Annotated in this window: 11 protein-coding genes; 2 read left to right on the forward strand and 9 right to left on the reverse strand. The window is 66.4% G+C overall.

Features of this window, described 5'->3' with window-relative positions; genetic code table 11:
- Positions 1-712, forward strand: a 712-nt coding sequence (locus FHG89_RS27705; RefSeq protein ID WP_208761133.1) for an S-4TM family putative pore-forming effector, incomplete at its 5' end; no start/stop codon positions are given.
- A gap of 81 nt (positions 713-793) precedes the next feature.
- Here the strand turns inward: FHG89_RS27705 and FHG89_RS27710 are convergent.
- The 3 genes from FHG89_RS27710 to FHG89_RS27720 form a co-directional block, all read right to left on the reverse strand.
- A complete protein-coding gene (locus FHG89_RS27710) occupies positions 794-3,796 on the reverse strand; it encodes a type I restriction endonuclease subunit R (RefSeq protein WP_244295914.1) in 3,003 nt (1,000 codons plus the stop codon).
- A 134-nt stretch (positions 3,797-3,930) separates the two neighbouring features.
- Positions 3,931-5,163 (reverse strand): restriction endonuclease subunit S, encoded by a 1,233-nt coding sequence (locus tag FHG89_RS27715; RefSeq protein ID WP_139587353.1) that lies wholly within the window; start codon positions 5,161-5,163, stop codon positions 3,931-3,933.
- A complete protein-coding gene (locus tag FHG89_RS27720) occupies positions 5,160-6,905 on the reverse strand; it encodes a type I restriction-modification system subunit M (protein WP_139587354.1) in 1,746 nt (581 codons plus the stop codon). Before FHG89_RS27720 ends, FHG89_RS27715 begins: the two co-directional genes overlap by 4 nt.
- A gap of 304 nt (positions 6,906-7,209) precedes the next feature.
- Between FHG89_RS27720 and FHG89_RS27725 the strand changes: the two genes are divergently transcribed.
- Entirely contained in the window at positions 7,210-8,391 is a 1,182-nt protein-coding gene (locus FHG89_RS27725) for a hypothetical protein (protein ID WP_139587355.1), read from the forward strand.
- An 86-nt stretch (positions 8,392-8,477) separates the two neighbouring features.
- Here FHG89_RS27725 and FHG89_RS27730 read toward each other — a convergent pair whose 3' ends face one another.
- The 6 genes from FHG89_RS27730 to fxlM all read right to left on the reverse strand — a co-directional run bounded on the left by FHG89_RS27730 (position 8,478) and on the right by fxlM (position 16,397).
- Positions 8,478-9,638 (reverse strand): hypothetical protein, encoded by a 1,161-nt coding sequence (locus tag FHG89_RS27730; protein WP_139587356.1) that lies wholly within the window; start codon positions 9,636-9,638, stop codon positions 8,478-8,480.
- A 2-nt stretch (positions 9,639-9,640) separates the two neighbouring features.
- On the reverse strand, positions 9,641-10,588 hold the full coding sequence (locus tag FHG89_RS27735; RefSeq protein ID WP_139587357.1) for a thiopeptide-type bacteriocin biosynthesis protein: 948 nt from the start codon (positions 10,586-10,588) through the stop codon (positions 9,641-9,643).
- Positions 10,570-11,736, reverse strand: a complete 1,167-nt coding sequence (locus FHG89_RS27740; RefSeq protein WP_139587358.1) for a lanthionine synthetase C family protein — start codon at positions 11,734-11,736, stop codon at positions 10,570-10,572. Before FHG89_RS27740 ends, FHG89_RS27735 begins: the two co-directional genes overlap by 19 nt.
- Entirely contained in the window at positions 11,733-14,828 is a 3,096-nt protein-coding gene (locus FHG89_RS27745; protein WP_139587359.1) for a lantibiotic dehydratase, read from the reverse strand. Before FHG89_RS27745 ends, FHG89_RS27740 begins: the two co-directional genes overlap by 4 nt.
- 96 nt (positions 14,829-14,924) lie before the next feature.
- On the reverse strand, positions 14,925-15,119 hold the full coding sequence (locus FHG89_RS27750; RefSeq protein WP_244295916.1) for an FxLD family lanthipeptide: 195 nt from the start codon (positions 15,117-15,119) through the stop codon (positions 14,925-14,927).
- A 51-nt stretch (positions 15,120-15,170) separates the two neighbouring features.
- Positions 15,171-16,397, reverse strand: a complete 1,227-nt coding sequence (fxlM, locus tag FHG89_RS27755; RefSeq protein WP_139587360.1) for a methyltransferase, FxLD system — start codon at positions 16,395-16,397, stop codon at positions 15,171-15,173.
- Positions 16,398-16,767: the final 370 nt, after the last annotated feature.

The raw sequence follows: 16,767 nt of genomic DNA on the forward strand, positions 1-16,767 counted from the left end.
GGTCTACGCTGTGGCACGCGGCCACCGCACGATCTTCGATTGTCCTCACAAACCATCGATGATCAACGCGGTGGCCGTCTTCACGCCCACGCCACGCCCAACGACAAAGCCAAGTGACGTTGGAGTACTAGCCGGCCGCAAACCCGCGCCCGAAGACGTGGCCGCCTCCGCCCGCCACATCACCGACGACACCAAATACCGCAACTGGTACAGCGTCGACCTCGGCACCACACCCTGGCCCGCCGATGTACTGCTCTGTCAACGCCAAAGCATGGTGTGGAGCCGCCAAGAACACCGCGCCTACAGCGCCACCATCCTGACCACCGGCGTGCTCTGGTTCATCATCGGACTCGTCATCGCCCTCGTACGCGACCTGAGCCTCGCCGACTACTTGATCAAGATCTTCCTACCCAGCGCCCCGGCCTTCCTCGACACCATCGAACTCGCCCGGCAGCACTGGCAACACGCCAACGCGCGCCAACAGGCCGAACACAAGATTGACGACCTCTGGCAGGCATACACCACCCAGCCCGAAACACTCGCCATCAGCAACTGCCGAGAGATCCAGGACGCGGCTTTCCTACTCCGCCGTGACGGCCCCCGCGTGCCAAACCTGTTCTACAAAATCCGCAGAGCTAGATCGGAAGCCAACACCAGAGCCGGAACCGCAGCGCTACTAAATGGAAGCCACGCAGGACAGGCACCCGACTGACCGGTATACCCCTGTCGATATCAACGGCCAGGAGTGTTCCGTCAGCCGGTACCGCGCGGTCCCCTCCTGCGCCCGAACTGCTCACACCTCGTCCCGCTGACCGATCGCTGCCTCGTAGAAGGCATCCGCGAGCGCCATGATGACCGCGTTGATGCCAGGGCCGTCGCTGAAGAAGTAGTCGGCCATGGTGTTGTGGGCCTCCTGGTTGTCGACGACCGCCTCGCTCACCGCCGCTTGAAAGTCCTGCGACTCCATGAACTGCTTCTTCGAGTTCACCTTGGCCTGGTTGACCAGGTCCGGGTAGGCGAGCAGCCGTTGCACGAGTCCCTGCACGAACTCACGGACCTGGGACGCGGAGAACGACTCGGCCCCGAAGAGGTCGTTCATCTTGTCGATGACCACCTGCAGGGCGACGTACTTCGGCTCCTTTCGGGTGCCGGTGCCCGCAGCGCCGATGCCCTTGAGCTGGCCCTCACCGGTGAGCGAGATGTCGACCGCGGTCGCCTTGGTGTGCTTGACCCCGACCAGGACCACGTCGGAAAGGTCGACCTCCGCAGCCCAGGAGGCATCTGCGATGACCTTCTCAAGGAGCCGCAGGAAGATCGACAGCGACTCCATGTACGGGTCGCCGTAGTTGACGATCTGGCTCATGAAGTCGTAGAGCCGGACGTAGGTGGAGACGTCCTTGCGGAACAGGTCGAGGGTGTTGAGGGTGACCTTGTCGTCGGCCTCGATCGCTGCCGCGTAGCGGCGGGCGAAGTCGTTCTTGGCCGGGCTCATCGCTGCTGAGAGCGCGTTGTTGCCCTTGCGGGTGACCCACAGTTCGGCGGCCTCGCGCACCTGTTCTGGCGTGTAGATCCCGGCCTGGGCGAGCTTGTTGGCGAGGTGGACGACGATGTACGGGTCGGTCTCGGTCTCCAGGGTGGCGTTGGTGAAGTACGGCTCGAACGCAGCCCGGATGTCTTCAGGTTTGTTCACGAAGTCGATGACGAACGTCTTGCGCTTCTGTTCCCCACCGGCAGTGCGGTGGGTGCGGTTGAGCCGGGACAGCGTCTGCACGGCGGTGACCCCGGAGAGCTTCTTGTCGACGTACATTGCCGTGAGCAGCGGCTGGTCGAACCCTGTCTGGAACTTGTTGGCGACCAGCATGATCTTGTACGTCGTACCCTTGAAGGCGGCGGCCAGGTCCGAGCCGGCACCGGGGTTAAGGTTGGCCTCGGTGAACTCGTCGTCCTTGCTCGGCTGCGGGCCCCAGTCCGAGGCCCACTCCTCGTCCTCGGCCATCTTCACCGAGCCCGAGAAGGCGACCAGGGTGCGGTAGTTGTACGAGGCGTCCTCGGCGGCCCGTTTGGCAACATAGGCGTCGATTGCCTTCTTGTACTTCACTGCGGCCTTGCGGGAGTCGGTCACGACCATCGCCTTCGCCTTGCCCTCCAGCAGGTGGGCGACGTTGGCGCGGAAGTGCTCGACGATGATCTGCACCTTCTGGCTGATGTTGGTCGGGTGCAGCTTCACCCACCGCATCAACCCCTTACGCGCCGCTGCCTCCTCCACCACCTCGCTACCGTCGCTGCTCTCCGCCCGGCCGGCGATCTTCAGCGCGGTGTCATAGGACTGGTAGCCCCTCAACACATCGAGGATGTAGCCCTCCTCGATCGCCTGCCGCATCGAGTAGAGGTGAAACTCGACCGGCTGCCCATCAGGACCCTTACGGCCGAACAGCTCCAGGGTCTTGTTCTTCGGGGTCGCCGTGAACGCGAAGTAGGAGACGTTCTCCGACTCGGCCCGCTCGGTCATTTCCGCGGCCAGGACCGCCTCGACGTCGACCTCCCCGCCGTCCTCGATCTCCTTGACCTCCTGCGCGGTCAGCACCGCCTTGAGCTTGGAGGAGATCTGCCCGGACTGCGACGAGTGCGCCTCGTCGGCAATCACCGCAAACCGCTTACCTTTCAGACCCTTGTTCGCCCGGATCTCGTCAAGGGCGTACGGGAAGGTCTGCACCGTCACCGCGATGATCAGCTCCCCGTTGCCCAGCGCGGTCGCCAGCAGCCCGGATTTCGACTTCGCTCCCGCCTTGCGCACGTCCTCCGGGCTGATCGTGGCCACGATCCTCCCCGACCCATCAATCTGCCGGATCGCCTCCTGGAGTTGCCCGTCGAGCACGTTGCGGTCCACGACCACGATCACCGAGTCGAAGACCTTCTCGTCGTTCACGTGCAGCCGCGCCAGTCGGTGCGCGGTCCAGGCGATGGTGTTTGTCTTCCCCGACCCCGCCGAGTGCTCGATCAGGTAGCGATGCCCCGCCCCCTCCTCGCGCACCGCCGCCACGAGGTTCGTCACAGCCTCCCACTGGTGGAACCGTGGGAAGAGCATGCTCGTACGCCGCACCGAGGCCCCGGTCGCGACATCCCACTCCTCCTTCGTCTCCACGATCATCAGCCGCCCGATGATGTTGAGCCAGGCGTCCTTCTCCCAGACCCGCTCCCACAGGTACGCCGTCGCCGACCGCCCACCCTCACCCGGCGGATTCCCCGCGCCACTCTCGTAACCCATGTCGAACGGCAGGAACTGCGTCTTCTCGCCCTCCAACTTGGTGGTCATCGCGGCCCGGTCGTTGGAGACCGCGAAGTGGACTAGCGCCCGATGCCCGAACGTCAACAGCGGCTCCGGCCGCCCGTTGGTCAGTGGATGCCGGTTCTTGCGGTACTGGTTGATCGCCTCATCGAGAGACTGCGTGAAGTCCGTCTTCAGCTCGACGGTGGCCACCGGAAGGCCGTTAACGAAGAAAACCAGGTCGATGCTGCGCCGGTCAGCGGTCGAGAAGTGAACCTGCCGCATCACCCGCACACGCATCGCCGCGTACTGCTCGTTGGTGGTCGCGTTCAAGCTGGTTTCGGGACGGAACTGCGCCATCTTCAGCCGACCACCGCCGATGTACTGCACCCCACCGCGCAGGATATTCAGCGTCCCGCCACCATGCTCAAGAGGCTTGTCGAGCGCTGTGGCCAACACATCGAGGAACTTCGCCTGCGACCCCGCCGCCTTCAAAGCCTTCGTGTACGCCGCCTGCTGGGTCTCCTTCAACCACGCGAACAGATCCTCGGGGAAGAGCGCTCGCTCGCGGTCGTAGCCAGTGTCGTTCGCAGCGTAGAGCCACCCGCGGGACTCCAGAGACGCACAAATCTCGGACTCAAAAACTACCTCGTTGTGATCGGCCATCACGCCATCTCCCGTACGTCGATCTGGCCCGTCACCGCCGCCGCGATCAACGCGGACCGCCGCTCCTTCGAGAGCTCGATGAACTGCTCGGTCTCCGTGATGAGATTGTCGATATTCGCGGTCTGCTCATCGAGATACGCAACGATGCGGCGCTGCTCCGTGAGATCCGGAAGCCAGATCGGCGTTGTACGCAAAACCGGCAGCCGAACGTTTGCCACCGTCGAGCCGTTTGCCGAGAGCCGGAAGTGGTCCTGCACGCGATCTGAGTAGATCTGCCAGAGCAGAAACGCCCCGACGCATACCGTGTGGTCAATCCGCAGCAGCACCATGCGCTGACCCAGGCAGATCCGATCGTTGGGGACCATACATGCCTCGCCGGCGGGGGCCTCACGCGTAAAGAGAACGTCTCCGACACTGGGTGCTCCGGCTGCGTTGCGGGCCTTCCACGTGTCCGTGTCGACAGGCAACCCATTCCCCGGGCGATACTTCCCGTTGCGGACGGAGGCGGTTCGGACTGCCTCATACTCGCCATCGTCTGAGACGTCCGGCGTCGTGTGCGGACAGTCAACAATGTCGATGCAGGCACTCCGCAGCCGGGCGTTGGGCGCAAGACCGCCGAAGGCTCCGTCAACAAGTGAATGGCGTCGCTCGCGGAGCGTCTCGATCAGGCGCTGCTGCTCCTCGATGAGGATGTCGACGCGAGTGGTCTCGCGGTCGAGGTAGTCGGCGATGGCGCGTTGCTCCTCGATTGACGGAAGGAGCACAGGCATCACACGATACTGGCTGTTATCAATCTCTGCCTGACCGATCCTAACGCCCCGAGACAGCAACGCGTAGCCAGCCGCGTAGGGGAGGCTCCGGAAGAGCCAATTCAGGTAGCGAGAGTCTGCATCGTGTCGAGGAGCGAAGCAGATGTAGTGTCCCGAAACGATCCCTCGCAGACCGGAGATGCCAACTGATCCTTGCCATGCTTTCATCCGGTTTGTGACCAGCCATCCAGGGTGGACGAGCTGATAGATGTTCCGGTTCTCGGCGGTCTTGTTGATATTGTCCCTCGAGTCCTTCGCAACGACACCGTAGTCGCGGAACACCGACAACATCTGTTCATCGGGATGCTCTACGTCCTTGACTCGCTCGAACATGGACCACAGTGGCCTAAGCGTCCAGCCTGCGGGAACGTCGCCCAGCCACGGCACGCCCGAGTCGACGTACTCGGCGTATCGCTTGCTCATCCCTCGACCTCACGCAGCAGGTCGAGGATCTTTTTGACCTGCTTCTCCAAGTCTGCGTCGATCTCGGCGAGGGGGCGGGGTGGGATGTACTTGTAAAAGTGGCGGCTGAAGGGGATCTCGTATCCGGTCTTGGTCTTGGCCCAGTCGATCCAGGCGTCAGGGGCGTGAGGCTTCACCTCGGCGTTGAAGTACGCCCGGATGACCTCGGCCTCGCCGGCCGGGCCGGCGGTCGAGCCGCCGTAGGTGAAAGGGACACTCTCGTTGTCGCGCTTCTTGGTATCCGGCTTAGGCTTGCCGTTGCGGTCGACGACGGGGTTGCCGGACTCGTCGAGGAGAGGACGTTCGACGGTGATGGTCCAGTAGCCGAACTCGTCGTTATGCAGCACCTTGGAAAAGTCCGGGTCGGCATCGGTGAAGTCGGCGTACAGCTTGACGACCTTGGCACGATCGGCGTCGCTGATCTCGCGGCCCTTGGAGCCGAGGTTCTTCCGCATCTTGGTCCAGAATGAGGTGCCGTCGATGAGCTGGACCAGGCCCTTGCGGTCGGGGTGCTTAGTCTTATCGAGGACCCAGATGTAGGTGGCGATGCCGGTGTTGAAGAACATGTTGGTCGGGAGCGCCACGATGGCATCGACCAGGTCGTTCTCCAGCAGCCACTTGCGAATGTTGGAGGGACCGGACTCGGCGGCGCCATTGAAGAGCGGTGAGCCGTTCATCACGATCCCGGCCCGGCCGCCGCCGTCCTCCGGCGCCCGCATCTTGTGAACCAGGTGGAGCAGGAAGAGCATCTGCCCGTCTGAGGTCGACGGCAGGCCGGGGGCGAACCGGCCATAGGGGCCCGCTTCGTCGCGCTCCTTCGTGATCGCCTTGGCGTACTGCTTCCATTCGACGCCGTAAGGCGGGTTGGACATGCAGAAGTCGAACTGACGGCCCTTGAACGCATCATCGGTGAGCGTGTTGCCGAAGGCGATGTTGGTCGCGTCGTGGCCCTTGGCCAGCAGGTCGGACTTGCAGATCGCGTACGACTGCGGGTTGTACTCCTGGCCGTACAGGCTCAGCTTCGCGTCGGGGTTCTGGGCGAGCAGGTGCTCCTCGGCCAGGGCGAGCATGCCGCCGGTGCCCGCGGTGGGATCGTACAGCGTGCGCACGATATCGGCCTCGGTCAGGTCGGCGTCCTTGTCGGCGAAGAGAAGGTCGACCAGCAGCCGGATCGCGTCCCGTGGGGTGTAGTGGTCGCCGGAGGTCTCGTTCGCGGCCTCGTTGAACTTGCGGATGATGTACTCGAACGCATCGCCCATGTCGGCGTTGGACACGACGTCCGGATGCAGGTCGACGGCCTTGAAGGATGTGATGACCTCGCGCAGGAGCCCCGCCTTCTCCAAGGTGAGGATCTCTTTCTTGAAGTCGAAGTACTGGAAGACGTCGACATCGGGCGAGAACCGGTCGATGTAGTCGGCCAGGTTGTCCGCCAGGCCGTCGGCGTCGGCCAGCAGGTTGGCGAAGGAGTAGTTCGAGGTGTTGTAGAACGACCGGCCGGTCGCCTTCTTGACCTCGATCTTGAGCCGGTTCGGGTTGTCGTACTTCGCCGCGAGCGCGCGTACCGTCTCCCGGCCGGGCTCCAGGATGTAGTCGAGGCGGCGCAGGATTGTGAGCGGGAGGATCACGTTGCCGTACTGATTGGGGCGGTAGGGACCCCGAAGCTGGTCGGCGATCGACCAGATGAAACTACCGAGCGCGCTCACAAGGCTCCTTAGGAAGATCACTCGACGGCAGATGCTGCACGCCAACGCTAGCCCGTGCGTTCCGTCCGAGCAGGTGGCGGCGCACGGTCTTCAGCAGCGGGTGCGTCGTGGAACATGATCGCGCAACACGACAGCGGCGTGCCATGCGGCCGGCGGCGGCTGCGACCGCGCTTACAGCAGTTGTCAGAAGACCGACGCTGTATCCGCGAGGGAACACGCCCACGCTGGCAGCCGGCTAAGGTAGCCCCGCCCAGCAGTAGACGCACGTACGGGGCGCCTGAGAGCGCAGCGCAGGGGGTGGAGGATGGCCGAGGTCAGGGTCAGAAGGTTCGTCGTGTCCCCTCCACTACCGGGCATCCCCATCGAACCCAACGATGTTCAGATCGTCGACAGCGGGGCCATGGAGCTGAATCTCGCCGACGTTCTGCGGGTCAACGCGCTAGCGGTGCCTTACCGAGGTCATCTGTTGGCTGAGCTGGTGCAACGCGAGATGGCCCTCGTCATGTCGCTGTTCGGCCATACGCCGCCTGGCGTCCCTCTGCGTCGGCACCGTGCGTTCGACGGCTCATCGTCCCATATCCGGCGGTTCGCTACGGAGGTGCTGGCCCTTGGCGCGCTCACTGCGGTAGTGCGGGATGACGAGCCCAAGCTGAGCGATGTCGCTCACTTCGACGCACTCCCACCAGAGTTCCAGGGGGTGTATCCCTCGAACGGCACCCGTCCCGACCTCCGCTTCGGTGGCCAGGGTGCTGTCCTGGCCGGCGAGTCACGTGGCCGGAGCAAGCCCCCGCCCCAAAACGTACTAACCGCCACCGCCCAACGTAACCGACTGGGCCAGCTCCTCAGTTGGAGCCGCCGACCTGGCTGCGACCCGGTGTCCATGGCATGGACCTGGATGCAGGAAAACCGCACAACCATCGACTTCTTCCGCTTCACCGAAGACACCTCTGCACCCGCCACCGACCTGGCCGTCGTGCACCGTTTGGAGCAGAGATTGCGGACGACGGAGCCGGCGCCCGCGAGCCGCACCGAGGCTCCCTTCCCTCCAAGTTCTGAGTGGGCCACCAAAGACCACCTCGAAGATGAAGATCTCTACTTCGCAGCGGCCAGCACTCCGGGCAGGGCCCGTGAACAGACCGCAAAGCAGCGGATCATCAGTCGTACGGTGGAGGATCGGGAAGCACAGCTCCTGGAGACGGCATCCCCCCAAACAGTTCCAGGAATGGGTCCCCGCTGGCGAGGACAGTGGCGGAACGTGTCCACCATTGATGGGGTGCCGGGGCCGCGGCTGCTCGTCGCTGTCCGTCCTGACCGCGAAGTAGGGACCACCAACACCGCGGATGGCATCCGCCTGCGCCGAAGTAGGGACCTCGACCTTGAGGTGTCCGCAGCCGGCCGAGTCCTTGTGGCCCTCGACTGGCGCAACCGTCCGGAGATCGAGGCAGGCGCAGCGGTGCAATATGAGCTTGAGGTCCGAGGCCAGTAACGCGCGTCTATCAAGTGGTCCATTAGTGGCTAGGTAATCGCACGGGCCGCTTTGACACTCGTCTTCACACCTCACGCGTTGCGGTCCTACGGGTTGCGAGGTTGTCGAGTGAGTGAGGCGCAGTCGCTTGCAACTCCATGAAGTGCAGCATCTAAGGCCGATTCGGCCAAGACCGCTAGTCGCGACACCTGCTCCAAGCCCTCGTCCGGCAACCCTGCAGGTGCGAGGCCCGCGTCGGCAGCGGTGCGGCGCAGATCGGTTCGCTGATCTGGAGTGATGCCGCCGATGGATTCACGGAAGGCGAGGATGTCCCGAGCGGCGTAGCCATCCTTGGATTCGATGGCTCTCTGTGCGGTTCGGTGCAGGATGTCTGCCGCGAGTTCGGCCCGAGTAGGACTAGCGAGGATCGCGGTGGCGAGTCCGAGCCGTGTGCGATAGGACGCATAGTTAGGTGCGGGTATCGGGGTTGCAAGATTTTCGATGGCGGTCAGGAGGTGGTGGCTGGCACCTGCGCCTGTCGGCGCCGCGCAGATCAGGTTGAGGCAGGCGGCTACCTGGTGTTCCCACGGCTGGGTGAGGGTGCTGCTCCCGAGGAGCTCGCGTCCCTGATCGGGCTTGCCGTGGATGCAGGCGGCGATGATGGCCGCTTGGCGTCCTTCCATGAGGTGACCGCCGATGCCGTTGTGCTTCTGGGCCAAGGCAGCGGCGTCGGCCCAGCGGTTGCTGAGGGCGAGGATGCGAATGCCTTCGCCGAGCAGTTGCAACCAGACCCACTCGCGCAGTTTGCGGCGTTCGCCAGCTTCGCCGTCGAGGGTGGCGGTGGGCAGGGCATGGTCATCCACGATCAGGTCGGTGCGGTGGGTGACGGCGTCGTACATGGCCTCCAGGAGGCGAAGTGCTGGCGCGCCGTGATCGGCCCGGATCTGGAGACGGGCCAGGTTGAGGACGGGTTCGAGCATGTAGCGGGCTTCGAGGATCGACAGCGGCCGGCCCTTGCGCCGGTAGGCGTTGATGTGTCGCCAGCACAGCTTTCGGGCGAGGTCAGTCATGCCGGCGTCACTGGCGATGAGCGCCGCCTTGTTCAGGGTGTGTGCCGCGTCGGGCATCCCGTGCTCACGCTTCTGGATCGCGGTTTCGGCGGAGTCGGCGATCTCTTTGAGACGCAGCGGTAGGGCTGGGCAGTCGGGGCGGGGGCGGCCGAGGAGCGGGAAGTAGCGCAGGGCGGCGGCGACGCTGGCGTGGTACATGGTCAGCTCCTGGGCAGGATGGCGGCGGTCGCGGCGCGGGCGAGGATTCCTTGTGCGTGGGCCGGTAGGTCGAGCCGGTTCCAGTGGAAGATCACGATCTGGGCGAGAACGGCGCGGATACCTCGGCGAAGTCGTCCGGTGTGCCCGGCCTCGGCGAGCTGGCGGCCGGCGGTGGCGAAGGCTGCGTGCCAGGCGTTGGCGTCGCTGCAGGGCCCGCCGGGGGCAAACATCGCGTCGGCCGGGAGCGCGAGGACGGGCCGCATCTGGGCGGCAAGCTGGTCGACGCGGTTGGTGTCGGCGGCTGCGGGGGCGGGGCGCATCTGGGCTACCTGGTCGAACACGTCTGCTGTCTCGAACCAGTCGAGTCCCGCGTGGTGCTGCAGGGTTCGGATGAGCAGCAGTGACAGCTCGCGGCGGCCGATCGGGGGTGCGGGATTCCCGCTGTAGTCGAGGACGCCCCAGCTGTCGGCGCAGAACAGCTCGTGCACGATGGCCATTGCGGTGTCTCCGCCGAACGCTCCCGTCTCGGGTTCGTAAATCCCTGGCTTCCAGCCGGCGATCACGCCGCTGGTGGTGAGGTCATCGAGCAGTGCGCGTATGGCCTCGGGATGGGTGCCGCGGATGCGGATCCGCCAGTACGGGTGTTTGCGCAGGAACCACCAGCCGGTCTGCCCGTCGAGTTGGTTGAGGTGCGAAGCGACTTGCGTCCGGATTGCGGTCTCGGCGCTGTTCCAGTCGACCGGCCTGATGTGAGCATGTAGCCAGGCGGCATCGTGGCGGCATTGCAGAGCGGTGAGTCCGGCGGCGCGGTAGGTCTGCACGGCGAGGTCGAGGTCGTCGGCGTCGATGTCGGCCTCGGCAGCCGCGGTGACCATCGGAGTGCCTGCGAGGACCGCCTCCACCACAGCGGCCATTCGATAGGGGCTGAGGGTCAGGCGATCAGTAGGCATGCGTCCCACCTGGTACGAGGAGGTGTGTTCGTGCGCGCGGTCTCCGACGCAAGGAGGCAGCCGGAGCCGCCCGTAAGGAATCCGGTGTGGCCGGGGCTGGGGACGCGTCGGAGGCGTTCAGCAAGCGCGGGAAGCTGCGCGGCGATATCCGATGTGAGGGCGTCTTGGGACGCCCGGTAGGTGGTCGCGTGGAGCCCGGCGATGCCGTGGCAGATGCCGGGTTCGGTGAGCTGGTCGAGTGGAGTGCTGGTCAGGCTGGCCGCGAGTGCCGTCTCGGCTGCTGCCTGGCGAGCGGGTTGGTTGGTGGCGATGGCGGCGAGTTGGAGGGCTCGCGCGATGCCGGGCGTGCCGTAGCACCACGAGGGCCTGCCGGGGCCATCCTGTGCCGGGCGGCCGGTTCGGAGGTCGTCGCGGGTGAGCCACTGCGGCCACCATGATCCGTGGGTGCTGTGTTGCTGCCACCCGTCGAACCAGGCGCGCAGGCGCTCGATCGCCTCAGCCTGCCGGTCGACGTAACGGCCGTCGCGTAGGGCGAGGGCGAGTAGGGCGAGCAGGCCAGCGGCGCCGTGGGCCATTCCGAGGTTGGCGTGGCCGCCGGGGGTGGGCAGCGTGGGGTCGGGGTCGTGGTCGACCCACCAGCCGGGCAGGTGCTGCGCGTTATCGGTGCGGGGTTCGGTGAGCCGCGTGACGTAGGTCAGTAGGTCGCCGAGTTCGTCGCTGTCGGGTAGGTCCCGGAGCAGGAGTGCGCCGAGCCCGGTGAGTCCGTAGAAAAGGTCGTACTCGCCGAATGCGGCGGCCCGGCCGTGTCGTCGGCGGTTGTCCGCGTCGGTGAGGCGTTCGCGGACAAGCCGCCGGACGTGCGGGGTGAGGTGTTGCCGGGCGGCGGCGTACCGCTCGTGGCCGTCGGTGGCGGCGGCGTTGAGCGTGAACAGGATGGCGGGTGCGCCGTAGTAAAGGCCCGCGTGACGTCCGGCATCGACGGGCCTGCTCGTGGCCTGCCTGACGAGGCGGTGCGCCGTCGCCCAAGTCCCAGCCCCGTTAAGAGCCTGCTCGATCGCCAACACGGCCGGCCCGACACCGCCGGTAGTGAGCGACTGGCCGCCGGCTACGTCCGCTGCGGCAGTGGGCTGCCCGCTGGCGGCGGTCATCGGGTGCCTGCCGTCGCTAGGCAGCGCATGGCTGCGGCTCGCGCGGCGTGGTTGGTGGCGCGTTCGAAGTCGGGGTCCACGCCGACCGCGCGGACGTGGTGCTCATGTAAGAGAGTCCGCAGCACGGTGGTGGGGTCGCGCTGCGGCAGCAGGCACGCATGGTAGGCGGACAGGGCGCGGTCGTGGGCCTGCCACGCGGCGGCGGTGGTGTCCCCGCCGGGCAGGGCCCGTAGGCCGTGGTAGTCGCTGGTGGGGTCGGCTAGCCGGCGGGCCAGGTCGGTGATGGCGCGTTCGGCTGGTGCTGTGGCCTGCTGGAGGCTGGCTAGCAGGTTGCGGTAGCCAGTGTGGGGGTCGGGGGCGAAGGCGGCGGCGAGTCGTGCCATGGATGCTGCGGCGAGCGCCTGAGCGGGTATGCCGGCCTTGTCGGCGGTCTGGAGTTGGGCGATGGCGGCGGTGGTGTCGGCGGCGAAGACCTCTTCGGCGGCGTCCAGGGCGGGGCCGTGACCGTAGCGGGCGGGGTGCTGGTGGTACGGGGCGAGGATGAGCTGGGCGGGCAGCGCGCGGGCGGCGAGGTCGGCGGCGAAATCGGCCAGCGCCGCGCAGGCGGCGGCATGTCCGGCGGGTTCGGTGAGCCGGAAGTACAGGGACAGGTGCTGGTCGGCTTCGACGCGGATGGTGTCGCGGTGTCGTCTGATCCACCAACGCTGGAGGCCGAGGCCGGCGAGCTGGTCAGCCAGTCGTGGTAGGTGGGCGGTGATGAGGTCATCGAATCGGGCCGGCGCCCCAATGAGCTGGGCGTGTAGGACGGTGGAGGTACCGGGCCGCAGCGTCTCACCTGGAGGTGCGGTGACGGGGAGGCGACGGATCGGCGGTGCGGTTGGTGTCATTGCGGTGAGGAGTTCGACTCGTCGACCGTCGGTCCAACCGTGGCCCTCGGCAGGGGCGTCTTCGCGGATTTCGAGTCGGTTGGCGCCGCTCAGCCGGGTTCGTAGAAGGGTGCGGTCGAGCTCATGGTCGAGGTTGAGAGGGAGCCGGAGCTCGCTGTGACAGGCCACCACGCGGGCGGGTACACGCCACCGCCGACGCCACTCGGCCAGGGCCACATCCCATAGGTCCTCGGTGTCCCCTGCCGTACGGGGCGGCAGGTCGAGAGAGGTCAGTAGCCAGCGCGCCGGGGCGAGGATGATGCGACCGTGGCGGATGCGGGGAATGTAGGGCAGGTTGCGGGCGGCTGCGCCGTGATCGAACGGGCCGAAGGCGATACTGCGGGCGTCGGCGACCTCGGCGAGGAACCTGGCTAAGGGTGGGCTCTGCACGACGGTGTCCAAGGCGTGCGGGATGTACGGAACGATCCGCCGGCCGGTGGGCCGGTGGACGAGGTACATCTGTTCGCCGTCAACCGTCACAGCTACCTCGTCCACGCCGATGTCCGGACAGTCGGGCTGCTCGGACAGCGGGAGCACGAAGGGCATGATGCGGCCGACGCGGACGACGTTCTGGTTACGCGGCAGGCGGGGCGGGAACGACACCTGCACCGTTAACGCCTTGTCAGATTCGGTGGTGAAAGAGGCGGCGATCTGCTTCTGCTCAGATGGGTGGAGGAGGTAGGCGAATCTGCCGGCCATGCTCGACGGAGCACGGGGCGCCCCGGTGATCTGGAGCGTGAACTCGCCTCGGTCGACGGCATCGGCGGTGGCGGCGTGAACGGCGAAGGCGACCTCGACCCGGGGTGGCGGAACGGCCGTGCGGTGATCGCCGACGGTAAGCGCCTCGACGTCAGCCTCGGTGAGGTGAACCTCGTCGGCGCCGTCTAGGATCGCTTGCTGAATGAGGGCCTGCAGGTGCGTGTCACGTTCGGTGATGACCCGCCAGGCGGGACGGGCGCGGGGCGCACCGAGGAACCCGGTCGGATAGCCGAGGCCGGAGCCAGCAAGCAACTCCCGGACGGGCACCAGTGCGCCGGGACCGTAGCGGTCGCGGAAACGGGCGTGGTAGTCCAGCCACGCCACCGTCCCGAATGGCTGCGTGCTCAAGCGCATCAGCACCTCGACGGCGCGCGCCGCCTCGTCCAGCACCGGCGGCGGGATACTGATCTGGGCATCAAGGAGCATGTCGACCGCGATTTGATTCTCTGCGTCGGGCGCCAGAACACTCATCGGCTCAACCACCTCAGCCCGGACGAGCATCGCCTTCGAGCCGTCTACCTGCACGTTGTGGTGCGTCAGCAGTTGGCGGATCGCGCGGAGCTGCTCGAAGCTGCTCGCCACTTCGGGCAATTCGGCCGCACCGGCGCTGCTGAGGACGTCGATGACGTGGGTCAGGCCGTCCACGGCGGTCATCGGCGGGCGAAGGTTGGTGATGAGGAAGCCACCGTCGATCAGGCCGTGCAGCATCGCCTCGACGGTGGAGGCCGGCACCTGAGGCACCTCGTGCTCGACCCGTGCGAGGAGGCGATCGAGACGAATCGGCCACCTCGCGAGCCGTAGAACCAGCCCGACGGCTGCCGTGTATTTGGTGGACGTCTCCCGCAGCATTCCCGGCGTCCGCTCCCCCACCGGTGTCTGGGCCGCGACGATGACGCGGCCGTCACGCACGACGGCGGCGCTGTCGGCCACGACGAGCAGCCCTCGTCGCAGCGCATGATGCGCCTCCAGGCGATCAGTGACCTGAGTGAGCCATTCGCCGTCTACGCGGGCCATCGCACGATGCCGCTCTCCGAAGGTGGCGGCGGCCGGACCGACAGCAGCGGTCGTAATGCCGGCGAAGACCCCGAAGGGAGTGGTCCGCCGTTCCCACCGCAGCAGGTAGCCGCACGTCGCGAGCACGGCGCGGCGGACAACCCCGGTCGTTACGCGTGTCGCGTCGCACGAGATGAGCTGATTGACCCTACGAGCCAGGTCCGCGCTCGCCAGTGAGATGGCGTCCCGGACTTCTGGCCGACCCCACTGCTTGGCCAGCCAGGCGAGGCCAGCCTCGGCGCTGGCCGCGGGTCCGATCAGTTTCGCTCCAGGCTCGGGACCGAGGTCGCCCGGGTCGGTGTTGGCTCGGACCAGCATCGGGCCGATCGGCTGAAAAGTACGCTGGGGCGGCATCTGACGCCTCCTGCCGCGAAGAAGGGGTGGGGGCCGTCGGAGCCCACGCAGCGTGGGCTCCGACGGCACTACTACTGCCTTGCTGAGCCTGAGGGGTCAGGCCGGGTCGTAGGACGACGTGGCGCAGGCGCTGGTGCCGCAGCTGCTTCCGCAGCCGTCGCTCGTGCTGCACGCCATGGTCACCAGCGGTGTGGTCGCCTCGACCACCCGCATGTCGAGCACGAAGTCGTCGTCGGTGACGACCTCGGCGTCGGTCGGCAGGGCGTCGAGGATCGCGGTCGGCGGAGCCATCGAGATCACTCTCCTTTCCTGGAGGGGTTGTGTGGTAGTGCCACCTGGTCGTCAGGACCAGGAGATCGAGATGACGCCGTGGGTCTTGTCCATGACGGCAGCGTCAGCGGGGATCTGGGTGTGGTCGCTGTCGGTGGGCCAGTAGCCGAAGCGGGGCTCGACGTCGCGCCCGTCGCGATCCCAGGCCCGGATCTGCTCGACCATCGCAGCGGCGGCCCGCTGGCCGTCGGGGCCGAAGGCGCGGGCCCCGAACTCGAACCCCTCCCCCTGGGCCGCGGTTCGCAACGCCAGGTAGGCGAAGCCCGCGCCGTGGACGACACCGAAGGGGAACCAGAGGCGCTCGGCAGCCAGGTCGGTGCCCTCGTCGGCAGCGACGCGGCAGAAGCCGGGCAGGAACCACGCGAACCACAGGTGCAGGTCGGCGAACGACACCCCGTTGCCGATGGTCACGCCAGACCACAGCTCGGTCCGCTTGGTGGTAAGGACACCGTCGAGACGGTCCAGGTGATCGGGCACGCCGGAGTCGAACAGGAGCCGTATATGCCGGCCATTCGCGTCAGGCAGCAGAAACACGCGATCGGGGTGCGCGCCGTCGCCCTGCATCGGCACGAACCCAGCGACCTCCACCGACCTGCTGACCAGGTGATCGCCGTCGCGGCGAAAGCCGATCGTCCTCGTGACCGCGTTCATGATCAGCGGCAGGACGATCACGCCGCCCTCGCGCAGTTGATCGAGCAGGGCGGGCGCGATATCCCACGCGCCAACGGTGACGATAATCGCGTCGAATGGCCCTTCGTCGGGTACGCCGTGCTCTGCGTCGGCGACGAGAACCCGGACACGGCTGCCGTAACCGTTCTCTTCGAGCAGCGTCCTGGCCCGGTCGATGACCTCCGGGTCGATGTCCACGCTGACAACTCGACCTTCCGGGCCGACGATCTCCGCGAGGTACGCGGCGTTCAGACCACCCGAACCGATCTCCAACACCGTCATGCCCGGCGCGAGTTCGGCCTGTTCCAACATCCGCGCCTGGATGTAGGCCGCAGACACCGACGAGATCGGCAAACCGTGCTCGTCGCGCTTGGTCACCACCGAGTTGTCAAAGCCGTAGGCGACGTCCAGGTCGGTGCCTGCGGGCATGAACCGCTCGCGCGGCACCCGACGCACCGCCGCCTCCACCACCTCCGAGGTGATCTTCTGCTGGGCGCGCAAGTCGCTGACGAGAGCGGCACGCAGCTCGGCGGCACGGTCGGCGATTCCTGTATCCCTTGTCTGACTCACTCGCTAGTTCCTTCTACTCGTCTCGGGTCGGATCGGAACGCTGTTTCTGGTGGCAACGGCCGAGGTCTTGCCGATGGTGTGGCCGGTGGTGCCGTCAGGATGTGGTTGGACCTGCGGCAGGAGGCGGGGTGTCGCCGCTCACCGTGTCGACACTCATTCGGGTGTTCCCCTTCTCATCAGAGCCTCCGATCGGATGGCCCGCCGTTCCGCACTTCTCGGGCTCAACAAGGCGTCAAGCCGCTGGGGACTGCCCCGGGTTCGGTTGACTCGCGGGTTTGAGTGGTTCAGGCCGCGTGTACGGGCTGGTTGATTGTCTCAAACTCGATCGGGGTGAGCCGTCCGAGGCGTTGTTGCCGTCGCCGGCGGTGGT

The organism is Micromonospora orduensis, assembly GCF_006228125.1.
GTDB classification, from domain to species: domain Bacteria; phylum Actinomycetota; class Actinomycetes; order Mycobacteriales; family Micromonosporaceae; genus Micromonospora; species Micromonospora orduensis.

Excerpts from the sequence above, each read along its gene's own strand:
- FHG89_RS27730 (WP_139587356.1), bottom strand. The coding sequence starts at position 9,638 with ATGTACCACGCCAGCGTCGCCGCCGCCCTGCGCTACTTCCCGCTCCTC.
- FHG89_RS27740 (WP_139587358.1), bottom strand. The coding sequence starts at position 11,736 with ATGACCGCCGCCAGCGGGCAGCCCACTGCCGCAGCGGACGTAGCCGGC.
- FHG89_RS27750 (WP_244295916.1), bottom strand. The coding sequence starts at position 15,119 with ATGGCTCCGCCGACCGCGATCCTCGACGCCCTGCCGACCGACGCCGAG.
- FHG89_RS27725 (WP_139587355.1), top strand. The coding sequence starts at position 7,210 with ATGGCCGAGGTCAGGGTCAGAAGGTTCGTCGTGTCCCCTCCACTACCG.
- FHG89_RS27715 (WP_139587353.1), bottom strand. The coding sequence starts at position 5,163 with ATGAGCAAGCGATACGCCGAGTACGTCGACTCGGGCGTGCCGTGGCTG.
- FHG89_RS27735 (WP_139587357.1), bottom strand. The coding sequence starts at position 10,588 with ATGCCTACTGATCGCCTGACCCTCAGCCCCTATCGAATGGCCGCTGTG.
- FHG89_RS27745 (WP_139587359.1), bottom strand. The coding sequence starts at position 14,828 with ATGCCGCCCCAGCGTACTTTTCAGCCGATCGGCCCGATGCTGGTCCGA.